The sequence below is a fragment of the Lentzea chajnantorensis genome, from assembly GCF_054300775.1.
This window is the reverse complement of record NZ_JBSDZT010000002.1, coordinates 8,394,543-8,411,671: the sequence shown is the minus strand read 5'-3', so window position 1 is coordinate 8,411,671 and position 17,129 is coordinate 8,394,543. Positions and strand designations below refer to the sequence as shown.

Sequence of the window (17,129 nt, the reverse complement as noted above, 5' to 3'; positions counted from 1 at the left end):
TCGCCTGCGCGGTCACGAGGTCACCTGATCTCGAAGCTGTCGCCGTAGACCTTCCACTTGAGCGGCGTCTTCAGGTCGAAGTTGCCTGCCTTGAGCCACACGCGCTGCGCGGTCTCGATGCGGGAGACGTCCTCGTGCGCGGCCTCCTGCTTCATCGCCCACACGCGGGCGTCCATGAACGCGTTGAGCCAGGTGGTCTCGTTGCCGCCCTGCGACGGCGGCTTCGCCTTGCCCAGCGCGCGCTTGCGGATGTTGCTGAAGCTGGTCTTGTCGCCACCGTCGCCGTGGACGACGATCGCGTCGTAGTAAGCGAACTGGCCGAGCGCGCGCACTCCGTCGGCCTTGCCCTGTGCCACGGCCGGGTTGAAGTACACGCGGTCGCGTTCGGACTCCTGGGCCGCCTTGAAGGTCGAGTCCTTCGCCGCGGTCTTCCAGTCCCTGGTGAAGTTCGGGTCCAGGCCCGAGTGCGAGTCCGTGCCGTTCACCCTGCGCAGTGCGGGGAGGTACTTCTCCAGCACGTTGCCGGGCTTGCGGGACTTGTAGAGCTCGACCAGGTCGAGCATGTCCCCCGTGCCACTGCAGAAGCCGATGATCCCGGCGGTGTAGCCGCGACCGTCGTCGATGTCCTCGATGTAGCCGAACTGGGCCCTCCAGTCCGTGGAGGAGTTCTCCGCGCTGGACACGATCTGCATCGCGATGTCCTTGAGGCGCGGCTCGTCGAGGTTGGCTGCGGAAGCCGTTGTTGCGGTGGTGGTGATGAGCGCGGCGCACGCCAGAAGCGCGGCCGCGATGCGACCAGAGAGTTTCACGGTTCTCCTCCGGGGCAGAGATGTGTGGGGTCCCGGGCGGCGTGAGGGCAACGGTAAGCGGTCCACACCACTATTGGCAAGAGTCTTTACTAATTAGCGAAACGGACAATCTCCGCAACAGGCCCCGGAAACGGCAAAGGCTCCCGGCCGAAGCCGGGAGCCCCTGTGGTGCAACGGAAATCAGATGAACTGACCGCCGCGGGTCACCGCGCCGTAGGCGTCCACGATGCCGTGACCGTAGAAGCCGTTGAACTTCGCGTCACCCTCGCAGGTGGCGTCGAACTCGGCGGAACGACCGACGTTGACGTACGACACCGTGCGCGGGTTCGGGCACGCACGCTGGATCGCCGTCTTGTACAGCACCTTCTCGACCTTGTCGGGGTCGAGGGTGAGGCCGCCGTTCTTCTTGTCCTTCTTGCCGTACTGGCTCACGACCAGCGCGGCGACACCAGCGGCGTGCGGGGCGGCCATCGAGGTGCCCTGCAGGTACTGGTAGTAGCCGACCCTGTCACCGTCGACGGCCTTCTTGACGCCGGCGTCGAGGCCCTTCTGCGTGATGTTCCCGGCCTCGTCGATGTTGCCCTCGGCGAGGGCGACGTTGCGCGGGTAGGTCGACAGGATCATGTTCTCGTTGGTGCGGTACCACGGCGTGCCGAGGCCGTCGCGGAAGTAGCCGCCGGGAGCCGAGAGCGCGGTCTGCTCCACACCGTAGTTGGAGTAGTCCGCCTTGGCGGTCGACGGGCCGAGCGACGAGACCGAGATGACGTGGTTGCCCTCGGTCGGCAGGTTGAGGCAGGTGGCGTTGTCGATCGGGCGGGGACGGGCGTGACCCGGCGGGTAGTTCGGGCTCGCCGTGTCGGTGCGCGGCTTGCCGAGGTCCTCGTGGTTGTTGCCGCCCGCGCCGATCAGCGTGACGCCCTTGCGGTGCGCGTAGTTCAGGGCGCGCTGCACGGTCGCGATGATCGTGCGCTGCTCCAGCTGCTCCTCCGCCGTGGCGGTGGAGTCGTTGGCGCAGTTCATGTACCACGGGTCGACGTAGAACGACATGTTGATCACGTCGAGGCCGATGTCGGCGCCGTAGGTCAGCGCGTCGACGACCGGCTGCAGGAAGAACGACCCCGCGTCCTGCCCACCGCGGATGTTGACCAGCGACACGCCCGGCGCGACACCGGAGATGCCGAAGCCGTTGGCAGCGGCGCCGATGGTGCCGGCGACGTGCGTGCCGTGGCCGCCGTCGTCCCAGTTGGCCGGGTCGACGCAGCCGCGGAACTCGCACGGGCCGTCGAACTCGCCACCGTCGGCGTCGTTCGGGATGTCGACGGTGAAGTTGCGCGACAGCTCGTTGTTGAAGTTCGGCGCGATGTCCGGGTGCGAACCGTCCACACCGGTGTCGAGGATGCCGACGTACACCCGCTTGTCACCGGTCTGCTTGGCGCGGGCGATGTTCGAGCGGACGAGGTTCAGGCCCCACAGGTCGCCGTCGAGCGGGTCCATGCCCGCGGTCGACTTCGGCGCGGCGGGAGCCTTGTTCGCCGCGGTGGTGGTGTTCTCCTTCTCCACGTTGTCGCGCTTGGCCTTCTCGGCCTTCTTCTGCGCCGGCGCGTGGCCGATCGGCTTCGCGCGTGCGGCGCCGGCGACGTCCTTCGACGCCGAGACCTTCTCCACGAAGCCGTTCGCGGGTGCCTTCACGGTCAGCAGGCCGATCGCCTGGTTGTCCCGCACGACCTCGCCACCCGCCGCGTGCACGGCGTCGATCGCGAAGTCGCGGTTGCCCGGGTCCTGCAGGAGCACCGTGTACTCCGTGTCCTGCTGCTGCCCGGCCGCGGCCGGCGCTGCCCCCGCCGCCGATGTGCCCGCGGCGATCAGCGACACCGTTGCCGCCACCGCCATCACGGTTCTGCGCGTTCTCACCTAGCTGTCTCCTCACACCCGGTCAGGGCTGGATCCAACACAGAAGGTACGGCCCCCGATTGCCGCCCAAGTCCAGCACACTAGGTGCGAAATAGGGCGAACATCAGCGCCTTTCGTACGGAATCGAACTGTAGTCGATCGGCCGCAGAGCGTGATGGCCGAGAAGAAATCTTGACTTAACATCTCGCAAGCGATGAACTCCGCGTTTATGCGAAGACGGGTAATGGCGGCGTCGGCATGCGCGCTCCTCCTTCTCTCCGGTTGCGGCGATGCTGACCAGGGCGGTCTGTCCCTGCCCACGCGCGGCCCCAAACCCGTTGTCGGTGTAATCCTTCCGGACCGAACGTCCTCGACGCGGTGGGAAGAACAAGATCGCCCATTGTTGACGCAGGCGTTCAACTACGCCGACATCGAGCCGTTCATCGAGAACGCGGACGGCAACGAGGCGAAGTTCGCCCAGATCGCCGACGAGATGATCCGGCGCAAGGTGAAGGTACTGGTCATCACGCCGTTGTCGTCGGCCGGTGGCCTCGCCGTGCAGAAGAAGGCGAAAGACGCCGGCATCACGGTCATCGACTACGACCGCGTGACGCTCGGCGGCCTGGCCGAGTACCACGTCGGTTTCGACAGCCGCAACGTCGGCCAGCTCCAGGCGGAGGGGCTGCTCGGCTGCCTCGGTGACCGGCCGGGTGCGCAGATCATCGAGGTCGAGGGCGCGCCCACCGACCACAACGCGACGCTGTTCGCGCAGGGCCACAAGGACCGGCTGGAGGCCAAGTACGCCAGCGGGGCGCTGAAGCTCGTGAAGTCGGCGCCGGTGGACAACTGGGACGCGGTCCTCGGCGGACAGGTGTTCGAGCGGATCCTTACCGAGAACGGCGGCAAGGTCGACGGCGTGGTCGCCGCGAACGACGGCCTCGGCGGCGCGGTCATCGAGGTGCTCAGGAAGAAGGGCCTCGCGGGCAAGGTCCCGGTCACCGGGCAGGACGCCACACTGGACGGTCTGCGGGCCGTGCTGCGCGGCGACCAGTGCGTGACCGTCTACAAGCCGGTGCGCGACGAGGCGGAGGCGGCCGCCCGGCTGGCCATCGCGGTCGCCCGCGGCGACCTGGCCGGTGCCGACGACCTCGCGACGGGCAACCTGCGCGACCCCGTCTCCCGGCGGGACGTGAAGGCCGTGCTGCTGGGCGCCACGCTGATCAAGCGCGACACGGTGCGCACCATGGTGACCCAGGGCGTGATCAAGGCGCAGGAGCTGTGCGCGAGCGAGCTGCAACCGGTGTGCGTGCAGCAGGACATCGTCGGCGGCTGACCCCGGTCGCCCGCCACGACCTCCCCGGCACTAGTCGGGGAGGTCGTGGCGGCCGGAGATGAACTCCTGCACGGCGATCTTCGCCCGGATGATCGGCTGCCGGATCCGCGCCTCGCGCCGGTACGCGCGGGCCAGCTTCCGCGAGCCCTCCCGGTAGCGCCAGCGCGCCCACGGCGACCCCGGCCGCGCGAGCCGGACCGCGCCCACCGCGGGCACGACCGGCACCAGCAGGCCCAGCAGCCCGGTCCAGATCTTGCCCTTGAGCAGTGCCGCGATGGCGAAGCACAGGTTGACGCCGATCGCGATGAGCCGCAACGTGAACGTGCTCGCCGGCGTGGTCTCCGGGTTGAGCTGCAGCACCTCGTCGTAGCCCAGCGGCCGCGCGCCCAGCAGGAACAGCCCGGTCAGCCCCACGGCGAGGAACACCGCGTCCACCGACAGCCGGCCCGCCTTCGTCCAGTACACGTCCCGCAGGTGCAGGATCAGCGCGAACTCGTCCAGCACCAGCGCGGCCCCGACCCCGAGCCCGGCCGCGGCCGCGAGCCGCGCGCCGTGCAGGTCGTCCGGGATCACCAGGCTGGTCACGCTGGACAGGAGCAGCAGCACCGTGCCGAACACGACGTGGTGCACGTGCGTGTCCCCGTGCACGACGTTGCGCGGCCACCAGCGCACCTTCGCCCTGATCATGCGCACGCTGATGCGGATGAACACGAACGTGGTCACCAGTCCGACGAAGAAGAAGAGCAGTCGTTCACTGCCGGTCAAAGCCACGGCCCCCCGGGTCCAACGACCCTCCAGGTTACCGCCTCCGGTGCGGCCCGGAGCCGATGTTGATGCCACCGTCGACGTTTCCGGTGACCTGGACCACGTTGCCGGTGACGGTCCCGGTGACGAGGTTCGTCACGCCGCCGGAGGGCCGCGGGGCGAGCTCGGCGGACAGGCTGGTCAACCGGGCGAGCAGGAGGGCGTGCAGTCCGGCGCGCACGCGCGGGGCCACCGCCACCGTGATCGACAACGCCGCCACCTGGGGCACGGCCACCTCCGCGTCCTCGTTCCGGATCTCACGGTAGCAGCGCGAACGATGGCTCGACTGGGAGCGGGAGGTCGTGGTTCACTGTCCATGGTCGTACGTTGTGTGTTCGTGCTTGAGCGTGATCATGCGACGAGGTTGAGAGCGTGTGGATTCTCCAGGTTCCGGAGATGACGCAGTTCCAAGCTTGACCCGGTGGTCGCGAGCGCGATCCGGCACCTGTTAGAGGAGAAGTAGCAAGATGGCAGTACAGGGCACCGTCAAGTGGTTCAACGCGGAGAAGGGCTTCGGCTTCATCTCCCCTGACAACGGTGGCGCCGACGTGTTCGTCCACTACTCCGAGATCCAGATGAACGGCTACAAGGCTCTCGAGGAGAACCAGCGGGTCGAGTTCGAGATCGGTCAGGGCCAGAAGGGCCCGCAGGCCCAGGGCGTTCGCGCCGTCTGAGTCTGACTGGTCAGCACATCTGATCTGTCGCGAAGCCGCTGTCCGTTTTCGGGCAGCGGCTTCGCTGCGTCTTGTGCCCGTGCGGGCGCTAATACTCTTGCGGGGCCTCGATCAGGCCGAGCTGGTGCAGCACCGTCGCAGAGTCGCCGTAGACGCGTTGGCAGACCAGCACGTCCTTGTCGAACAGGAAGAACCCGGACATCCGGACCTTGAACGACTTGCCGGTCACCGGTTCGCCGGTCAGGCTGCCCAGGTGCGTGCCCTGCAGCTCGAACTCGACGATCACGGCGTCGTCGGCGTGGTAGACCTCGACGACCTTGCTCTTCTGGTCGGGGAACGCCGCGCGCGTGCGCGTCCAGTAGTCCCGCACCGCCTTGGTGCCGTCGAGGACCTGACCGGTGGCCATGATCTCGAACCGGGGGCGGCTGAAGGGGGCCAGGCCCGCGTCGAAGTCGTACTCGTTCTGCGACTCGATGAGCTCCAGGACGATCGCCTCGCGCAGCGCTCTGAGCGCCTTGGACTCGGTCATGCCGCCCGACCTCCTACGTACGCCGTACGTCGGACGGAAGCTACTCCACGTCGTATGGTCTTCGCCAGTGTCCTCGCCCCGTGAACCGCTGACCCGCGCCCGCATCGTGGATGTGGCGGTGCGGCTGATCGAACGCGAGGGCGTGGAGGCCGTCTCGATGCGGCGGCTCGCGGCGGAGCTGGGCGCGGGCACGATGTCGCTGTACAACCACGTGCCGAACAAGGCGGTGCTGGTCGACCTCGCCGCCGAGCGGATCATGGCGCAGGCCAAGCCCTACCACGTCGACAGCGACGACTGGCGCGACCACGTCCGTGCGCACGCGCGTGCGGTGCGGGAGCTCGCGCGGCAGCACCCGCGGGCGTTCGTGCTGCTCGCGACCCGGCGGCTGAGCGGGGAGGCGGGGTTCCGGACCATCGAGGCCGCGCTGGTGAACATCGAGAAGGCCGGCTTCCGCGGCAAGGTCGCCGTCGGGATGATGCGGGCGATGGTGTCGTACCTGCTCGGAACCCTGATGAGGGAGGTCGCGACGTCGCCGGAGCTCGGCGGGATCGCGCTCTCACCGTTCGAGGGCGTGGACGCGGCGGCGTTCCCGTTGTCGGCGGAGGTCATCGACGAGCTGGGGACCTACGACCACGACCAGGAGTTCGAGTTCGGGCTCGAACTCCTGATCACGGCGTTGGAGCGCTACCAGGGCTAGGGGCGCATCTCGTAGCGGCCGGAGAGCGCGACCACCTGCTGCCACACGGCGTCGAAGCGGGCCTGGTCGACGTGCGGCTTGCGGATCTGCCGCACCGCCCACTGCTGCTGGGCCTCGGTGCTGCTCGGCTTGCCGTGCAACGCGGTCGCGTACCCGGCGAAGTCGCGGACCAGCACGTCGAAGATCTGGTCGACGACGGCGTCACCGGTGCCGGTGGCCTTGGCCTGCTCCAGCACCAGCTGGCCGTAGACGACCAGGGTGAAGAGGTGACCCAGGTTCAGCAGGAAGTCGAGGTCCTTCTGCTGCTCCGCGTCCGGTGCCGCGGTGGTGAGCAGGGTCTTGAGCGCGTTCGCCTGCTCGTGGAACAGCGCCACGTTCGGCAGGTGCGCGTGCTCGGTGTAGATCGGCTCCCAGTCGTGGAACTGGACCTTGCCGAGACCGCGCGCGGGGCCCTGGTGCCAGAAGAAGTCGTCGTCGCTCGCGTCGTGGCGGGTCGGGACCTCGGCGTAGTCCTTGGGGTTGAACAGGTAGTTGGGCATGAACTTCAGCACCAGGGCCAGGTTCACGTGCACGGTGCCCTCGAGCTTGGGCAGTGCGCGGATGTCGGCCGTGGCGCGGGTGAAGTACGTGTCCTTCTCGAAACCCTTGGCGGCGATGACGTCCCAGAGCAGGTCGATGACGTTCTCGCCCTCGCTCGTGACCTTCATCTTGGTGATGGGGTTGAAGAGCAGGTAGCGGCGGTCGTCCTCGCCGGCGCTGCGGAAGTAGTCGACGCTGCGGTCGGCGAAGAGCTTCATCGCGGCGAGGCGGGCGTAGGCGTCGACGAAGTTCTGCCGCACGTGCGGGAAGTCGGTGACCGGGTTGCCGTAGAGGATCCGGTTGTGGGCGTGGGTGATCGCCTCGTAGAAGGAGTGCTCGCAGATGCCGATGCTGGCCGTGCACAGGTTGAACTTGCCGACGTTGACGGTGTTCAGCGCGGCGGAGAAGGCGTCGGGGCCGCGGTGCAGGACGTCCGCGTCGGTCAGCGGGTAGTCCTCCAGGCGGAACTCGCTGACGAACATCTGGCTGTCGACGACGTTCTTCACCAGCTTGAAGTTCTCGTGCTGGCTGTCCACGGCGAAGAAGAGGTACTCGTCGTCGATCTTGCCGAAGACGCTGACCATGCCGGCGACGTTGCCGTTGCCGATGTAGTACTTGCTGCCGTTGGCGCGGTAACCGTCGGCGGTCTTCGTGACGATCATGTCGGTGCTGTAGACGTCGGCGCCGTGCTCCTTCTCGGAGAGGCCGAACGCGAAGACGGCGCCGGAGTCGAGGAGCGCGGCCGCCTTCTGCTTGGCCTCCTCGTTGCCGCTCATCCAGATCGGGCCGAGGCCGAGCACCGTGACCTGCCAGGCGTACCAGTACTGCAGGCCGTAGAAGCCGAGCACCTCGCTGAACGCGGCGTTGCGTGCGGCGTCCCAGCGCTTGGCGGGGTCGACGCTCGCGGGCGTGCAGAAGGTGGCGAAGAGCTTCTCCCGCTTCACGAAGTCGAGGAACTCCGCGTACCAGACCTTGTCCTGGGCGTCGGCGATGAGCTGCCGCTTGCCGCGGGCCTCGAACCAGTCGACCGTGGCCTTGAGCAGGCGGCGGGTCTCGTCGTCGAGGTGCGCGGGGTCGTAGTGGTTCGGGTCGAGCAGCACGGGGAGCCTCCTTCGTCTCTCCGCCGGACGCTACCAGTGAGTAACTTGCGGGTCTACGTGGCCTTTCCTCCACCACCGGAAATTGTCAGACCCCCGGCGTAACGTGCTCCACATCACATCTTCGAGGAGGCGCGAGATGACGGTGTTGCTGGCGATCGGCACCCGCAAGGGCCTGTGGCTGGCCCGCAGCGAGGACCGCGTGACGTGGCAGGTGGACGGCCCGCACCACCCCATGCAGGAGGTGTACGCGGTCGCGTTCGACACCCGCGGGGGCACCCGCCTGCTCGCCGGGGTGTCGTCCCCGCACTTCGGCCCCGGCGTGTCCACATCGGACGACCTCGGCGCCACCTGGGACGAACCGGAGTCACCCCCGATCGCGTTCCCGGCCGACGCCTCCCTGGAACGCGTCTGGCAGCTCCAGCCCGCCCCCGCCACCCAGCCCGGCGTCGTCTACGCGGGCACCCAGCCCTCCGCGCTGTTCAAGTCCACCGACGGCGGCCGCACGTTCGAGCTTCGTCGAGGGCCTCTGGAACCACCCGCACCGCCCCGAGTGGTCGGCGGGCTTCGGCGGCCAGGCCGTCCACACGATCGTCCCCGACCCGGAAGACCCCGACCGCGTGCTCGTGGCCATGTCCACCGGCGGCGTCTACCGCACCGCCGACGGCGGCAAGTCCTGGGAGGCCCGCAACAAGGGCATCAAGGCGTACTTCTTCCCCGATCCGTGGCCCGAGTTCGGCCAGTGCGTCCACAAGGTGGCCCAGCACCCCTCGTCCCCGTCCCGCTTCTACGCCCAGAACCACCACGGCGTCTACCGCAGCGACGACGGCGGCGACACCTGGCAGTCCATCGCCGACGGCCTCCCCACCGACTTCGGCTTCGCCATGGTCGTGCACCCCCACGACCCGGACACCGTCTTCACGTTCCCGATCGAGGCCGACGCCCGCCGCTTCCCACCCGAGGGCAAGTGCCGCGTCTACCGCACCCGCGACGCCGGCTCGTCGTGGCAGGCCCTGGGCGCCGGCCTGCCCGACGCCTTCTGGACCGCCGTGATGCGCGACGCCATGTGCACCGACACCGCCCCCACCCCCGGCGTCTACTTCGGCTCCCGCTCCGGCGAGGTCTACGCGAGCCCCGACGAGGGCGAGACCTGGCACCAGGTAGCCGCCCACCTGCCCGACGTGATGTCGATCCGCGCGGCGGTGCTCCCTTGACGCCCGCCGGCCCACTCGCGGCGCTTCCTCTCGCGGCCCTCTGTTCCGCGGCGCCTCAACTCGTGGCGTCTCCACCTGCGGCGCTCCGTCCTGCGGCGCTGGTGCCTGCGGCGCCTCCGCCTCCACTCGCGGCCCTCTGTTCCGCGACGCCTCTACTCGCGGCGCTCCCAACCGTGGTGTCCCCACCCGCGGCACCCCGTCCCGCAGCGCCCCCACCCGCCGCGACTCCCAGGCCCGCCGCAAGGCCCGCGCCTGCGGTGCTCAGGCTCGCCGCGACACCCGCGACACCCGCGACACCCGGTCGCGCCGCGGTCCCGGCGCGCTTGTCGTCCAGGCCCGCCGCGGCGCCTGCCCACACAGCCCTCAGGCCCGCAGCAAGGCCCGAGTCCGTGGCGCCCAAGTCCGCCGTGGTGCCCGCCCACGCGGCGTCCGCGCTCACCCCGGAGGTGCCCGCATGAAGGTCACCGTCCTGATCCCCGGCGTCCTGCGCACCGCCACGGCCGGCGCTTCCCACGTCGACGTCGACGTCCCCGAACCCGCCACCCTCGGCGCCGCCCTGGACGTCCTCGCCGACACCTACCCCGGCCTGGACCGCCGCCTGCGCGACGAACGCTCCACCCTCCGCCGCTACGTCAACTTCTACGTCAACGGCGAGGAGTGCCGCCGCCTCTCCGGCCCGGCCACCCCACTCCCGGCAGGCGCCGAGATCCAGATCCTGCCCTCGGTGGCCGGCGGCTAGCCGCCGGTGTCGTCCAGGGGTCCGCGGCCACGGGGACGGGTCGCGGACCTCCGGACGGCGCGCTCACGGGTACCGGCCTCCGAGGCGGGTGTGCCCGCCATTCGCATTCCTGACCTCGCTGGTCAGTGCGACTGGTCCCCGGAACCGCCCGCACGGGCGGCGGACCTCTGGGTCCACATGGCCCAGCCACCGACGACGGCGCAGAGCACGGTCACCGAAGCGAGCACCACGAGCAGCGGTGGCACCCACGGTGTCGGCTGTTCGTCGTGGGTGCGGCCGTCCTCGAAGACGCAGGTGCTCGTGAGCGTCCACGGGTCCTGCACTTCTTCCTTGAGCACTGCCCTCTCGTAGACCAGGCCTCGCGCGCACATCTCGTCGTGCTCGCTGATGACGAACAGGATGTTGCCCCAGGCGAAAACGGCCCCCATGAGCACCAGCAACAGCGGGACCGGCACGACGAGCCAGGTCAGCTTCTCCCTCATCTGGCCAGCATCCCGCAAATCGCTCACGTGCCGGTCACATCGGTAGGCGGTTCGGCGAGCCGCAGGTACGCCGGCCGCAGCAGGTCCACGAGGTTGTCGCGCCGAACGGAGATCGGAACCGCGTCGAGCTGGTCGAGGACCGCGTCCGGGCGCACCGCGGCCGTCGGGTCGCCGAGGGGGATGGCGGTCGTGGTCTGGCGGTGCCAGAACGTGTCGAGGCACTGGGTGAGCGGCGGGGCCTCCTCGCGGGTCACCGTCGTGCGGGTGGCGCCGCGGAGGGTGCGGAGGCGGTCGAGGAGGTCCTCACGGCCGCGGCCGCGCCAGGCGAGGATCTCGAACGGGTCGTTGTCGAAGGACTCGGCCAGCAGGTAGCAGGTGGCGGCCAGGTGTTTGCAGGGCACCTCCCAGTCAGGGCAGGTGCAGTCCATCGTCAGCTCGCGCATCGTCGCCGGGAACAGCTGCAGGCCGAGGCCGGCGAAGAGGGTCTCGATGTCGCGGGGCATCTCGCCGGCCAGCAGCTTCGCGGTGTAGAGGGCTTGGCCGGCGAGGGCGTGTTCGATGCGCTGCCACTCGGGTGTGGTGAACGACTTGATCGCGATGCGGGCCCGGTACGGGGTGGGGCGGGAGCCCTGGACCAGGGCGATCACCATGCTCGTGGACAGCGACAGGCTCAGCACCTGGCCCTGGCGCGCGTAGTTGCGGCCGCGGGTCAGGCGGCCGCCCATGCCGAACGACTCCAGGACCTCCAGGAAGCAGCGCGACCACCAGGTGGTGGCGATGTCGCCGCGCTGGCTCTTCGCCCTGATGCCGTTGTCGGCCTTGATGGTCCTGCCGTAGCGGGGGTGTTCACCGGACCAGTGGTCACTCACCGACGGCCTCCCCGGAGAGCATGAGCAGGTCGCGCAGCTGAGAGGTGGACAGCTCGGTGAGCCAGTTCTCGCCCGCGCCCACGACCAGCTGGGCCAGTGCGCGTTTCTCCTCGATCATGGTGTCGATGCGTTCTTCGAGCGTGCCGATGCAGACGAACTTGCGCACCTGGACGTTGCGGTTCTGGCCGATGCGGAACGCGCGGTCCGTCGCCTGGTCCTCGACCGCGGGGTTCCACCAGCGGTCCAGGTGGATGACGTGGTTGGCGGCGGTCAGGTTGAGGCCGGTGCCACCTGCCTTGAGGGACAACAGGAACAGCGACGGGCCGGTGCTGTCCTGGAAGCGTTCGACCATGCGGTCGCGGGCCGCCTTGCCGGTGCCACCGTGCAGGAACATCACCTCGGTGTCGAAGCGGGCCGCGAGGTGGGGCACGAGCATGCTGCCGAACTCGGTGAACTGCGTGAAGCACAACGCCTTGTCGCCCTCGGCGAGGACCTCTTCGAGTACTTCCTCAAGGCGCGCGAGCTTGCCGGAGCGGCCGGAGATGCGGGAGCCGTCGCCCAGGAAGTGGGCCGGGTGGTTGCAGACCTGCTTGAGCTTCGACATCGTCGCCAGCACCAGGCCCTTGCGACCGATGCCCTCTGCTTCCTCGATCTTCTCCAGCATGTCGTTCACGACGGCCTGGTAGAGCGAGGCCTGCTCGGTGGTGAGGTTGCACAGCTGGCGCACCTCGACCTTGTCCGGCAGGTCGCTGATGATGCGCGGGTCGGTCTTCACGCGGCGCAGCACGAACGGGTTCGTGATCTTGCGCAGGCGGGCGGCGGCGTCCTTGTCGTTGTGGCGTTCCACCGGGACCGCGAAGCGCGCGCGGAAGGTGTTGATCGTGCCGAGCACGCCGGGGTTCGCGAAGTCCATGATCGACCACAGCTCGGCGAGGCGGTTCTCCACCGGGGTGCCGGTCAGGGCGACGCGGTGGCGGGCCTTGAGCTGGCGCACGGCCTGGGACTGGCGGGTGGCGCTGTTCTTGATGTTCTGCGCCTCGTCGAGCACGACCCGGTCCCAGGTCAGGTCGCCCAGCGCGGCACTGTCGCGGCCCGCCAGCGCGTACGTCGTGAGGACCAGGTCGTGGCTCTCGACGGCCTCGCGCAGCGCGTCGCCGTCGAGGCGGCCGGTGCCGTGGTGCACGTGGACGGAGAGCTCCGGCGTGAACCTCGCCGCCTCGCGCTGCCAGTTGCCGACGACCGACATCGGGCAGATCAGCAGGGTCGGCGGGCGCTTGCCGTTCGCGCGGTTCAGGGCCTCCAGCGCCAGCAGCTGCACGGTCTTGCCCAAGCCCATGTCGTCGGCGAGGCAGGCGCCCAGGCCGATCTTGTCGAGGAACGCCAGCCACGCCAGACCGCGCTGCTGGTACGGGCGCAGCCGGGCGCCGAAGCCCGCCGGCGGCTCGACCGGTTCGATCTGCTCGTCGGCCCTGCCGGACAACAGGTCGCCGAGCCAGCCGTCCGCCTCGACCGACGTGAGCGGCAGCGGCAGGCTCTCGTCCTCCTCGGTCAGTCCACTGTGGAGCATCACCTCGGCGGCGGTCATCTGGCCACCGCCGCGCCGGAGGAACGCGAGCCCCGCCGCCAGGCGCTTCTGGTCGACCTGCACCCACTGGCCGCGCACCTGCACCAGCGGCACCTTCGCCCTGGCGAGCTCGGCCAGCTCCGCGTCGGTGAGCGAGTCCTCGCCCAGAGCGAGCTCCCACCTGTAGTCCACGATGGACTTCAGGCCGATCTCGCTCTCCTTCGCCACGGTCCCCGCGGTGCCGCGGCTCTTCGTGGTGAGCTTCAACCCGAGCCGCACCCGCTGCTGCCACCACGACGGCAGCAGCACGCCGAAACCGGCCTGCGCCAGCACCGGCGCCGCGGTCAGGAACCGGTACGCGCCTTCGGTTCCGACCTCCAGCTCCGCCGGGTGCGGGCCGCGCAGCGCCTCGTCCAGGTCGGGGTGCAGCCGGCTCGCGCGGCCGAGGTCCGCCAGCAGGTGCTCCTGCGGCGCCGGGATCCAGCGCCGCAGCACGGCGTCGTCGGCGAACCACACCTGGTGCGCGGGCACCAGCACGCTCGGCTCGTCGACGGCCTGCAGCAGGAACTCGACCGCCCACTCGTCCTCGCCGCGCTGCTCGGGCGAACGCAACCGGAAGCACGTGCGCACCGGACTCTCGCTGCCCGCGCTCTGCCGCCACCGGTCGAGCTGTTCGCGCAGCTCGTAGAGCTCCACCGGGTCCGCGTCGAACTCCGGGTCCCCGGTCAGCGCGGCGAGCCACGCCTCCGCCGTCGTCTGCTGCCCTCGGCGGCGCGGCGCGAGCGAGGTCTTGTCGAGGCGGGCGCGCACCTGCTCGTCCACCACCGCCGTGAGCGCCGCGCGCACCAGCTCCGTCGGGTCGGCGGCGATCTCCTCGCAGCGGCACGCGGGCGGCATCGCGGCCTGCAACGCGGCGAACCGCGCCGAGTCCGTGCCTGACAGCACCGGCACCCACCGCGCCCGCGGCCGGTCCGGTGCGACCGAGGGCAGCACGCGCCCGCGCGTGACGAGGTCCGCCGCGAAGCCCGCCACGTCGAACACGAACCGCGCCGAGTCGCTCAACCGCACGTCCGGACCCGGTTCCGGCCGATCGCCGAACCGGATCGTGGGCACACCCCACTGCTTCAGCCCGACCTTGCCGCGCTGCGCCCGGCCCGCCGTGAGCGGGTCGCGCACCAGCTCCGGCGACGCCATCGGACCCGACGCGTAGGAGGGCAGCAGCAACGCGCGCCGCGTCGCCCGTTCGTCGTCGATCCCGAGCGCCGCCGCGAGCGACTCCGCCGTGGCCGCGAACGGGTGCGGTGCGTCCCGGCGGCTGCTCTCACTGCGTGCGGGCAGCCCGGAATCCTCGGCCCACAGCGCAAGCGCGCCGTCGGTCGTGCACAGGCCATGCAGTACGAGCACCTGTGAACCCTATGTGTTCACATTGTCGCCATGGTCGATGACACCCCTGTCGTGCTGGACGGTCAGTCCCTCGGCGGCGACGACGTCCTGCGCGTGGCTAGGTACCACACGCCGGTGGTCCTGCACGCCGACGGGCTCGACCGCCTCGAAGCGTCGTGGCGCGCCAGCCAGCGCCTCGTCGTGCGCAGGCAGGTGTACGGCCGCACCACCGGTGTGGGCGCGAACCGCGACCAGCTCGTCACCAACGAAGGCTGGGCCGAGCACGGTCTGCGCCTGCTGCGCAGCCACGCCGGCGGCCTCGGCGGCATGCTGCCGGAGGAACAGGTGCGCGCCATGATGGTCGTGCGCCTGAACCAGCTCCTCGCCGGCGGCGCGGGCGTCCGCCGTGCCGTGGCCGACGCCCTGCTCGCGGCGTTGAACAGCAGCTGCTACCCCGGCGTGCACGAGTACGGCGCGATCGGCACCGGCGACCTCACCGCACTCGCCGAGACCGGCCTCACCCTGATCGGCGAGCGCTACTGGCTCGGGTCCACGCAAACCCCGGACCCGATCGACCTCGACTCCGGCGACGCCCTCGCGTTGATCAGCAGCAACGCCCTGACCATCGGCATGGCGGGCCTCGCCTGGCACGACGCCGCGGAACTGCTCAGGGCCACCCACGTCGTGGCCGCCCTGTCGTTCCTCGCCGTCGACGGCGCCGTCGAGGCCTACGCCGAACGCGTCCACCTCGGCCGCCCGCACCCCGGCCAGGTCGCCGTCGCCGCCGAGATGCGCAGGCTGCTCGGCGAGCCGTCCCGCCCGCCCGCACGCATCCAGGACCCGTTCGGCTACCGCTGCTTCCCGCAGATCCACGGCCCCGCCGTCGACGCCGCCACCGACCTCGGCCGCGTCCTCGACGTCGAGTTCAACGCCGCCGCCGAGAACCCGCTCATCGTCTCCGACCACTTCGGCCCCGAGGACGACGCCGCCTACCACCACGGCGCCTTCCACAGCGCGTACCTCGGCCAGGCCCTCGACCGCCTGCGGTTGGCCCTGCTGCACACCGGTCACCTCTCGACCGCCCGGCTCGCCACCCTCGTCGAGCCGAACTTCACCGGCCTGCACCCGTTCCTGGCCGAAGGCGTGCGCGGCAGCTCGGGCGTGATGATCCTGGAGTACAGCGCCAACTCCGCGCTCGCCGAGGTCCGCACCCTGGCCGAGCCGGCCAGCATCGGTAACGCCGTCGTCTCGCGCGGCCAGGAGGAGAACTCGAGCTTCGCCTTCCAGTCCGCGAGCCAGGCCCTGCGCTCGCTCGGCGCGTTCCGCCTCGTGCTCGCCTGCGAGATCGTCGCCGCCGTGCGCGCCCTGCGGCTGCGCGGCATCGCGCCCGACACCCCGGAGCTGCGCGCGGCCTTCGAGCTCGCCGAGTCGAAGCTCAACCCGGACATGTCCGACCGCCAGCTCAGCCCGGACGTGGAGGTGGCCTCCGGTCTGCTCGCCGAGTTCGCTTCCTGCTGATTCGCACCTTCCTCTCCCCGCTGTTGGGCGGTGGGGTTGCTGTGGGTGGGGTGGGCGGACGCTGGGGGTGTCAGTGGTGGATGGGTTGGCCTGTTGCCGGTGATGGGTGGGGTGAGGCGGCCTGTGGCGCGAAGCGGCGCGGGCGCTGTGCTGGCGACGGGAGTCGGCCGGGAGCAGCGGGCGCGCCGGGGCCCTGGGGAGCCGGGGGAGGGAACGGGCCTGGCGGCGGGACCGGTCCTGTGACGGGTGCGAGCGTTGGTGAGGCTGGGCGAGCCAGCTGGTGGTGTGGTGGGAGGTGCTCCTCTCGTCGCTGGGTGAGGTGGGCCTGGCGTTGAGGTGCGGGCCTGGGGCGGCACGGGACGTGATGCGTGGCCAGGGATGCGGCGGTCGGCGCGGGCGCTGTGGGACACGGGTGTGGGGCGTGGCCGGGTGCGGCGGGCGTGCCGGGACCGCAGGTGCCGGGATGGCGGCGGACGGCGCGGGCGCTTGCGTGGGCAACGCGTGAGGCGTGGCTGGGCAGCGGGCGCGTCGGAGACCGCGGGGTGCCGGGGGATGGCGGTGGTTGACGCGGGCGCTTGCGGAGCAACGCGTGAGGCGTGGTTGAGGTGGGGCGGGCGGCCGGAAACCGCGGAGTGCCGGGTTGGCGGCGGACAGTGCGGGCGCTTGCGTGGCAACGCGTGAGGCGTGGCTGGGCAGCGGGCGCGTCGGAGACCGCGGGGTGGCGGTGGTTGACGCGGGCGCTTGCGGAGCACGCGTTGGGCGTGGTCGGGGTGCGGCGGGCGGCCGAGGATGCGCGTGCCGGAGCGGCGGTGGTCGGCGCGGGCGCTTGCGGGGTACGCGGTGCGGGCGTGGCCGGGGGAAGCGGTGCGGGCGTGGCCGGGGAAGCGGGCGCGTCGAAGGGCCGGGGAGGTGGGCCGCGGGGACGGCGGGCGGCGCGCGAGGCGTGCG

The 17,129-nt window shown here is 70.4% G+C and carries 15 protein-coding genes; 6 read left to right on the top strand and 9 right to left on the bottom strand.

Annotation, left to right across the window (positions count from 1 at the left end; genetic code table 11):
- Positions 1-20: 20 nt before the first annotated feature.
- Together ACVDFE_RS40210 and ACVDFE_RS40205 are read right to left on the bottom strand one after the other, a co-directional pair.
- Complete coding sequence (locus ACVDFE_RS40210) at positions 21-809, bottom strand: chitosanase (RefSeq protein WP_458434090.1); 789 nt, start codon at positions 807-809, stop codon at positions 21-23.
- Between the two features lie 180 nt (positions 810-989).
- Positions 990-2,699 (bottom strand): S8 family serine peptidase, encoded by a 1,710-nt coding sequence (locus ACVDFE_RS40205; RefSeq protein WP_458434471.1) that lies wholly within the window; start codon positions 2,697-2,699, stop codon positions 990-992.
- A gap of 214 nt (positions 2,700-2,913) precedes the next feature.
- Between ACVDFE_RS40205 and ACVDFE_RS40200 the strand changes: the two genes are divergently transcribed.
- Positions 2,914-4,032, top strand: coding sequence for a sugar ABC transporter substrate-binding protein (locus tag ACVDFE_RS40200; protein ID WP_458434089.1), 1,119 nt, complete (start codon positions 2,914-2,916; stop codon positions 4,030-4,032).
- Positions 4,033-4,062: 30 nt separating this feature from the next.
- Here the strand turns inward: ACVDFE_RS40200 and ACVDFE_RS40195 are convergent, their stop codons facing one another.
- Together ACVDFE_RS40195 and ACVDFE_RS40190 are read right to left on the bottom strand one after the other, a co-directional pair.
- Positions 4,063-4,755: a hypothetical protein gene (locus ACVDFE_RS40195; protein WP_360400604.1), complete on the bottom strand. Its 693-nt coding sequence runs from the start codon at positions 4,753-4,755 to the stop codon at positions 4,063-4,065.
- A 76-nt stretch (positions 4,756-4,831) separates the two neighbouring features.
- A complete protein-coding gene (locus ACVDFE_RS40190) occupies positions 4,832-5,071 on the bottom strand; it encodes a hypothetical protein (protein ID WP_360400607.1) in 240 nt (79 codons plus the stop codon).
- A gap of 232 nt (positions 5,072-5,303) precedes the next feature.
- Between ACVDFE_RS40190 and ACVDFE_RS40185 the strand changes: the two genes are divergently transcribed.
- The gene (locus tag ACVDFE_RS40185; RefSeq protein ID WP_030468404.1) at positions 5,304-5,510 is read left to right on the top strand and encodes a cold-shock protein; all 207 of its coding nucleotides are present in this window, start codon (positions 5,304-5,306) and stop codon (positions 5,508-5,510) included.
- Positions 5,511-5,598: 88 nt separating this feature from the next.
- Here ACVDFE_RS40185 and ACVDFE_RS40180 read toward each other — a convergent pair whose 3' ends face one another.
- Positions 5,599-6,039, bottom strand: a complete 441-nt coding sequence (locus ACVDFE_RS40180) for an ester cyclase (RefSeq protein WP_458434088.1) — start codon at positions 6,037-6,039, stop codon at positions 5,599-5,601.
- 67 nt (positions 6,040-6,106) lie between these two features.
- Here ACVDFE_RS40180 and ACVDFE_RS40175 point away from each other — a divergent pair, with 67 nt between their 5' ends.
- Positions 6,107-6,736 carry a TetR/AcrR family transcriptional regulator C-terminal domain-containing protein gene (locus tag ACVDFE_RS40175; RefSeq protein ID WP_360400613.1) on the top strand — a complete coding sequence of 210 codons (630 nt, stop codon included), beginning with the start codon at positions 6,107-6,109 and terminating at the stop codon, positions 6,734-6,736.
- Here ACVDFE_RS40175 and ACVDFE_RS40170 read toward each other — a convergent pair.
- Positions 6,733-8,415 carry an acyl-CoA dehydrogenase gene (locus tag ACVDFE_RS40170; protein ID WP_458434086.1) on the bottom strand — a complete coding sequence of 561 codons (1,683 nt, stop codon included), beginning with the start codon at positions 8,413-8,415 and terminating at the stop codon, positions 6,733-6,735. The genes ACVDFE_RS40175 and ACVDFE_RS40170 overlap by 4 nt on opposite strands.
- A gap of 629 nt (positions 8,416-9,044) precedes the next feature.
- Between ACVDFE_RS40170 and ACVDFE_RS40165 the strand changes: the two genes are divergently transcribed.
- Positions 9,045-9,626: a WD40/YVTN/BNR-like repeat-containing protein gene (locus tag ACVDFE_RS40165; protein WP_458434085.1), complete on the top strand. Its 582-nt coding sequence runs from the start codon at positions 9,045-9,047 to the stop codon at positions 9,624-9,626.
- 454 nt (positions 9,627-10,080) lie between these two features.
- Positions 10,081-10,365, top strand: coding sequence for a ubiquitin-like small modifier protein 1 (locus tag ACVDFE_RS40160; RefSeq protein ID WP_360400622.1), 285 nt, complete (start codon positions 10,081-10,083; stop codon positions 10,363-10,365).
- 122 nt (positions 10,366-10,487) lie between these two features.
- On the opposite strand, the gene ACVDFE_RS40155 is transcribed toward ACVDFE_RS40160, so the two are convergent.
- From ACVDFE_RS40155 to ACVDFE_RS40145, 3 genes are read right to left on the bottom strand one after another with little or no spacing between them, the layout of a single operon-like run.
- On the bottom strand, positions 10,488-10,847 hold the full coding sequence (locus ACVDFE_RS40155) for a hypothetical protein (RefSeq protein WP_458434084.1): 360 nt from the start codon (positions 10,845-10,847) through the stop codon (positions 10,488-10,490).
- Between the two features lie 23 nt (positions 10,848-10,870).
- Positions 10,871-11,716 (bottom strand): SWIM zinc finger family protein, encoded by an 846-nt coding sequence (locus ACVDFE_RS40150; RefSeq protein ID WP_458434083.1) that lies wholly within the window; start codon positions 11,714-11,716, stop codon positions 10,871-10,873.
- On the bottom strand, positions 11,709-14,684 hold the full coding sequence (locus ACVDFE_RS40145; RefSeq protein WP_458434082.1) for a DEAD/DEAH box helicase: 2,976 nt from the start codon (positions 14,682-14,684) through the stop codon (positions 11,709-11,711). The genes ACVDFE_RS40150 and ACVDFE_RS40145 overlap by 8 nt, the downstream gene beginning before the upstream one ends.
- 30 nt (positions 14,685-14,714) lie before the next feature.
- Between ACVDFE_RS40145 and ACVDFE_RS40140 the strand changes: the two genes are divergently transcribed.
- Positions 14,715-16,181, top strand: coding sequence for an aromatic amino acid ammonia-lyase (locus ACVDFE_RS40140; protein WP_458434081.1), 1,467 nt, complete (start codon positions 14,715-14,717; stop codon positions 16,179-16,181).
- Positions 16,182-17,129 lie beyond the last annotated feature (948 nt).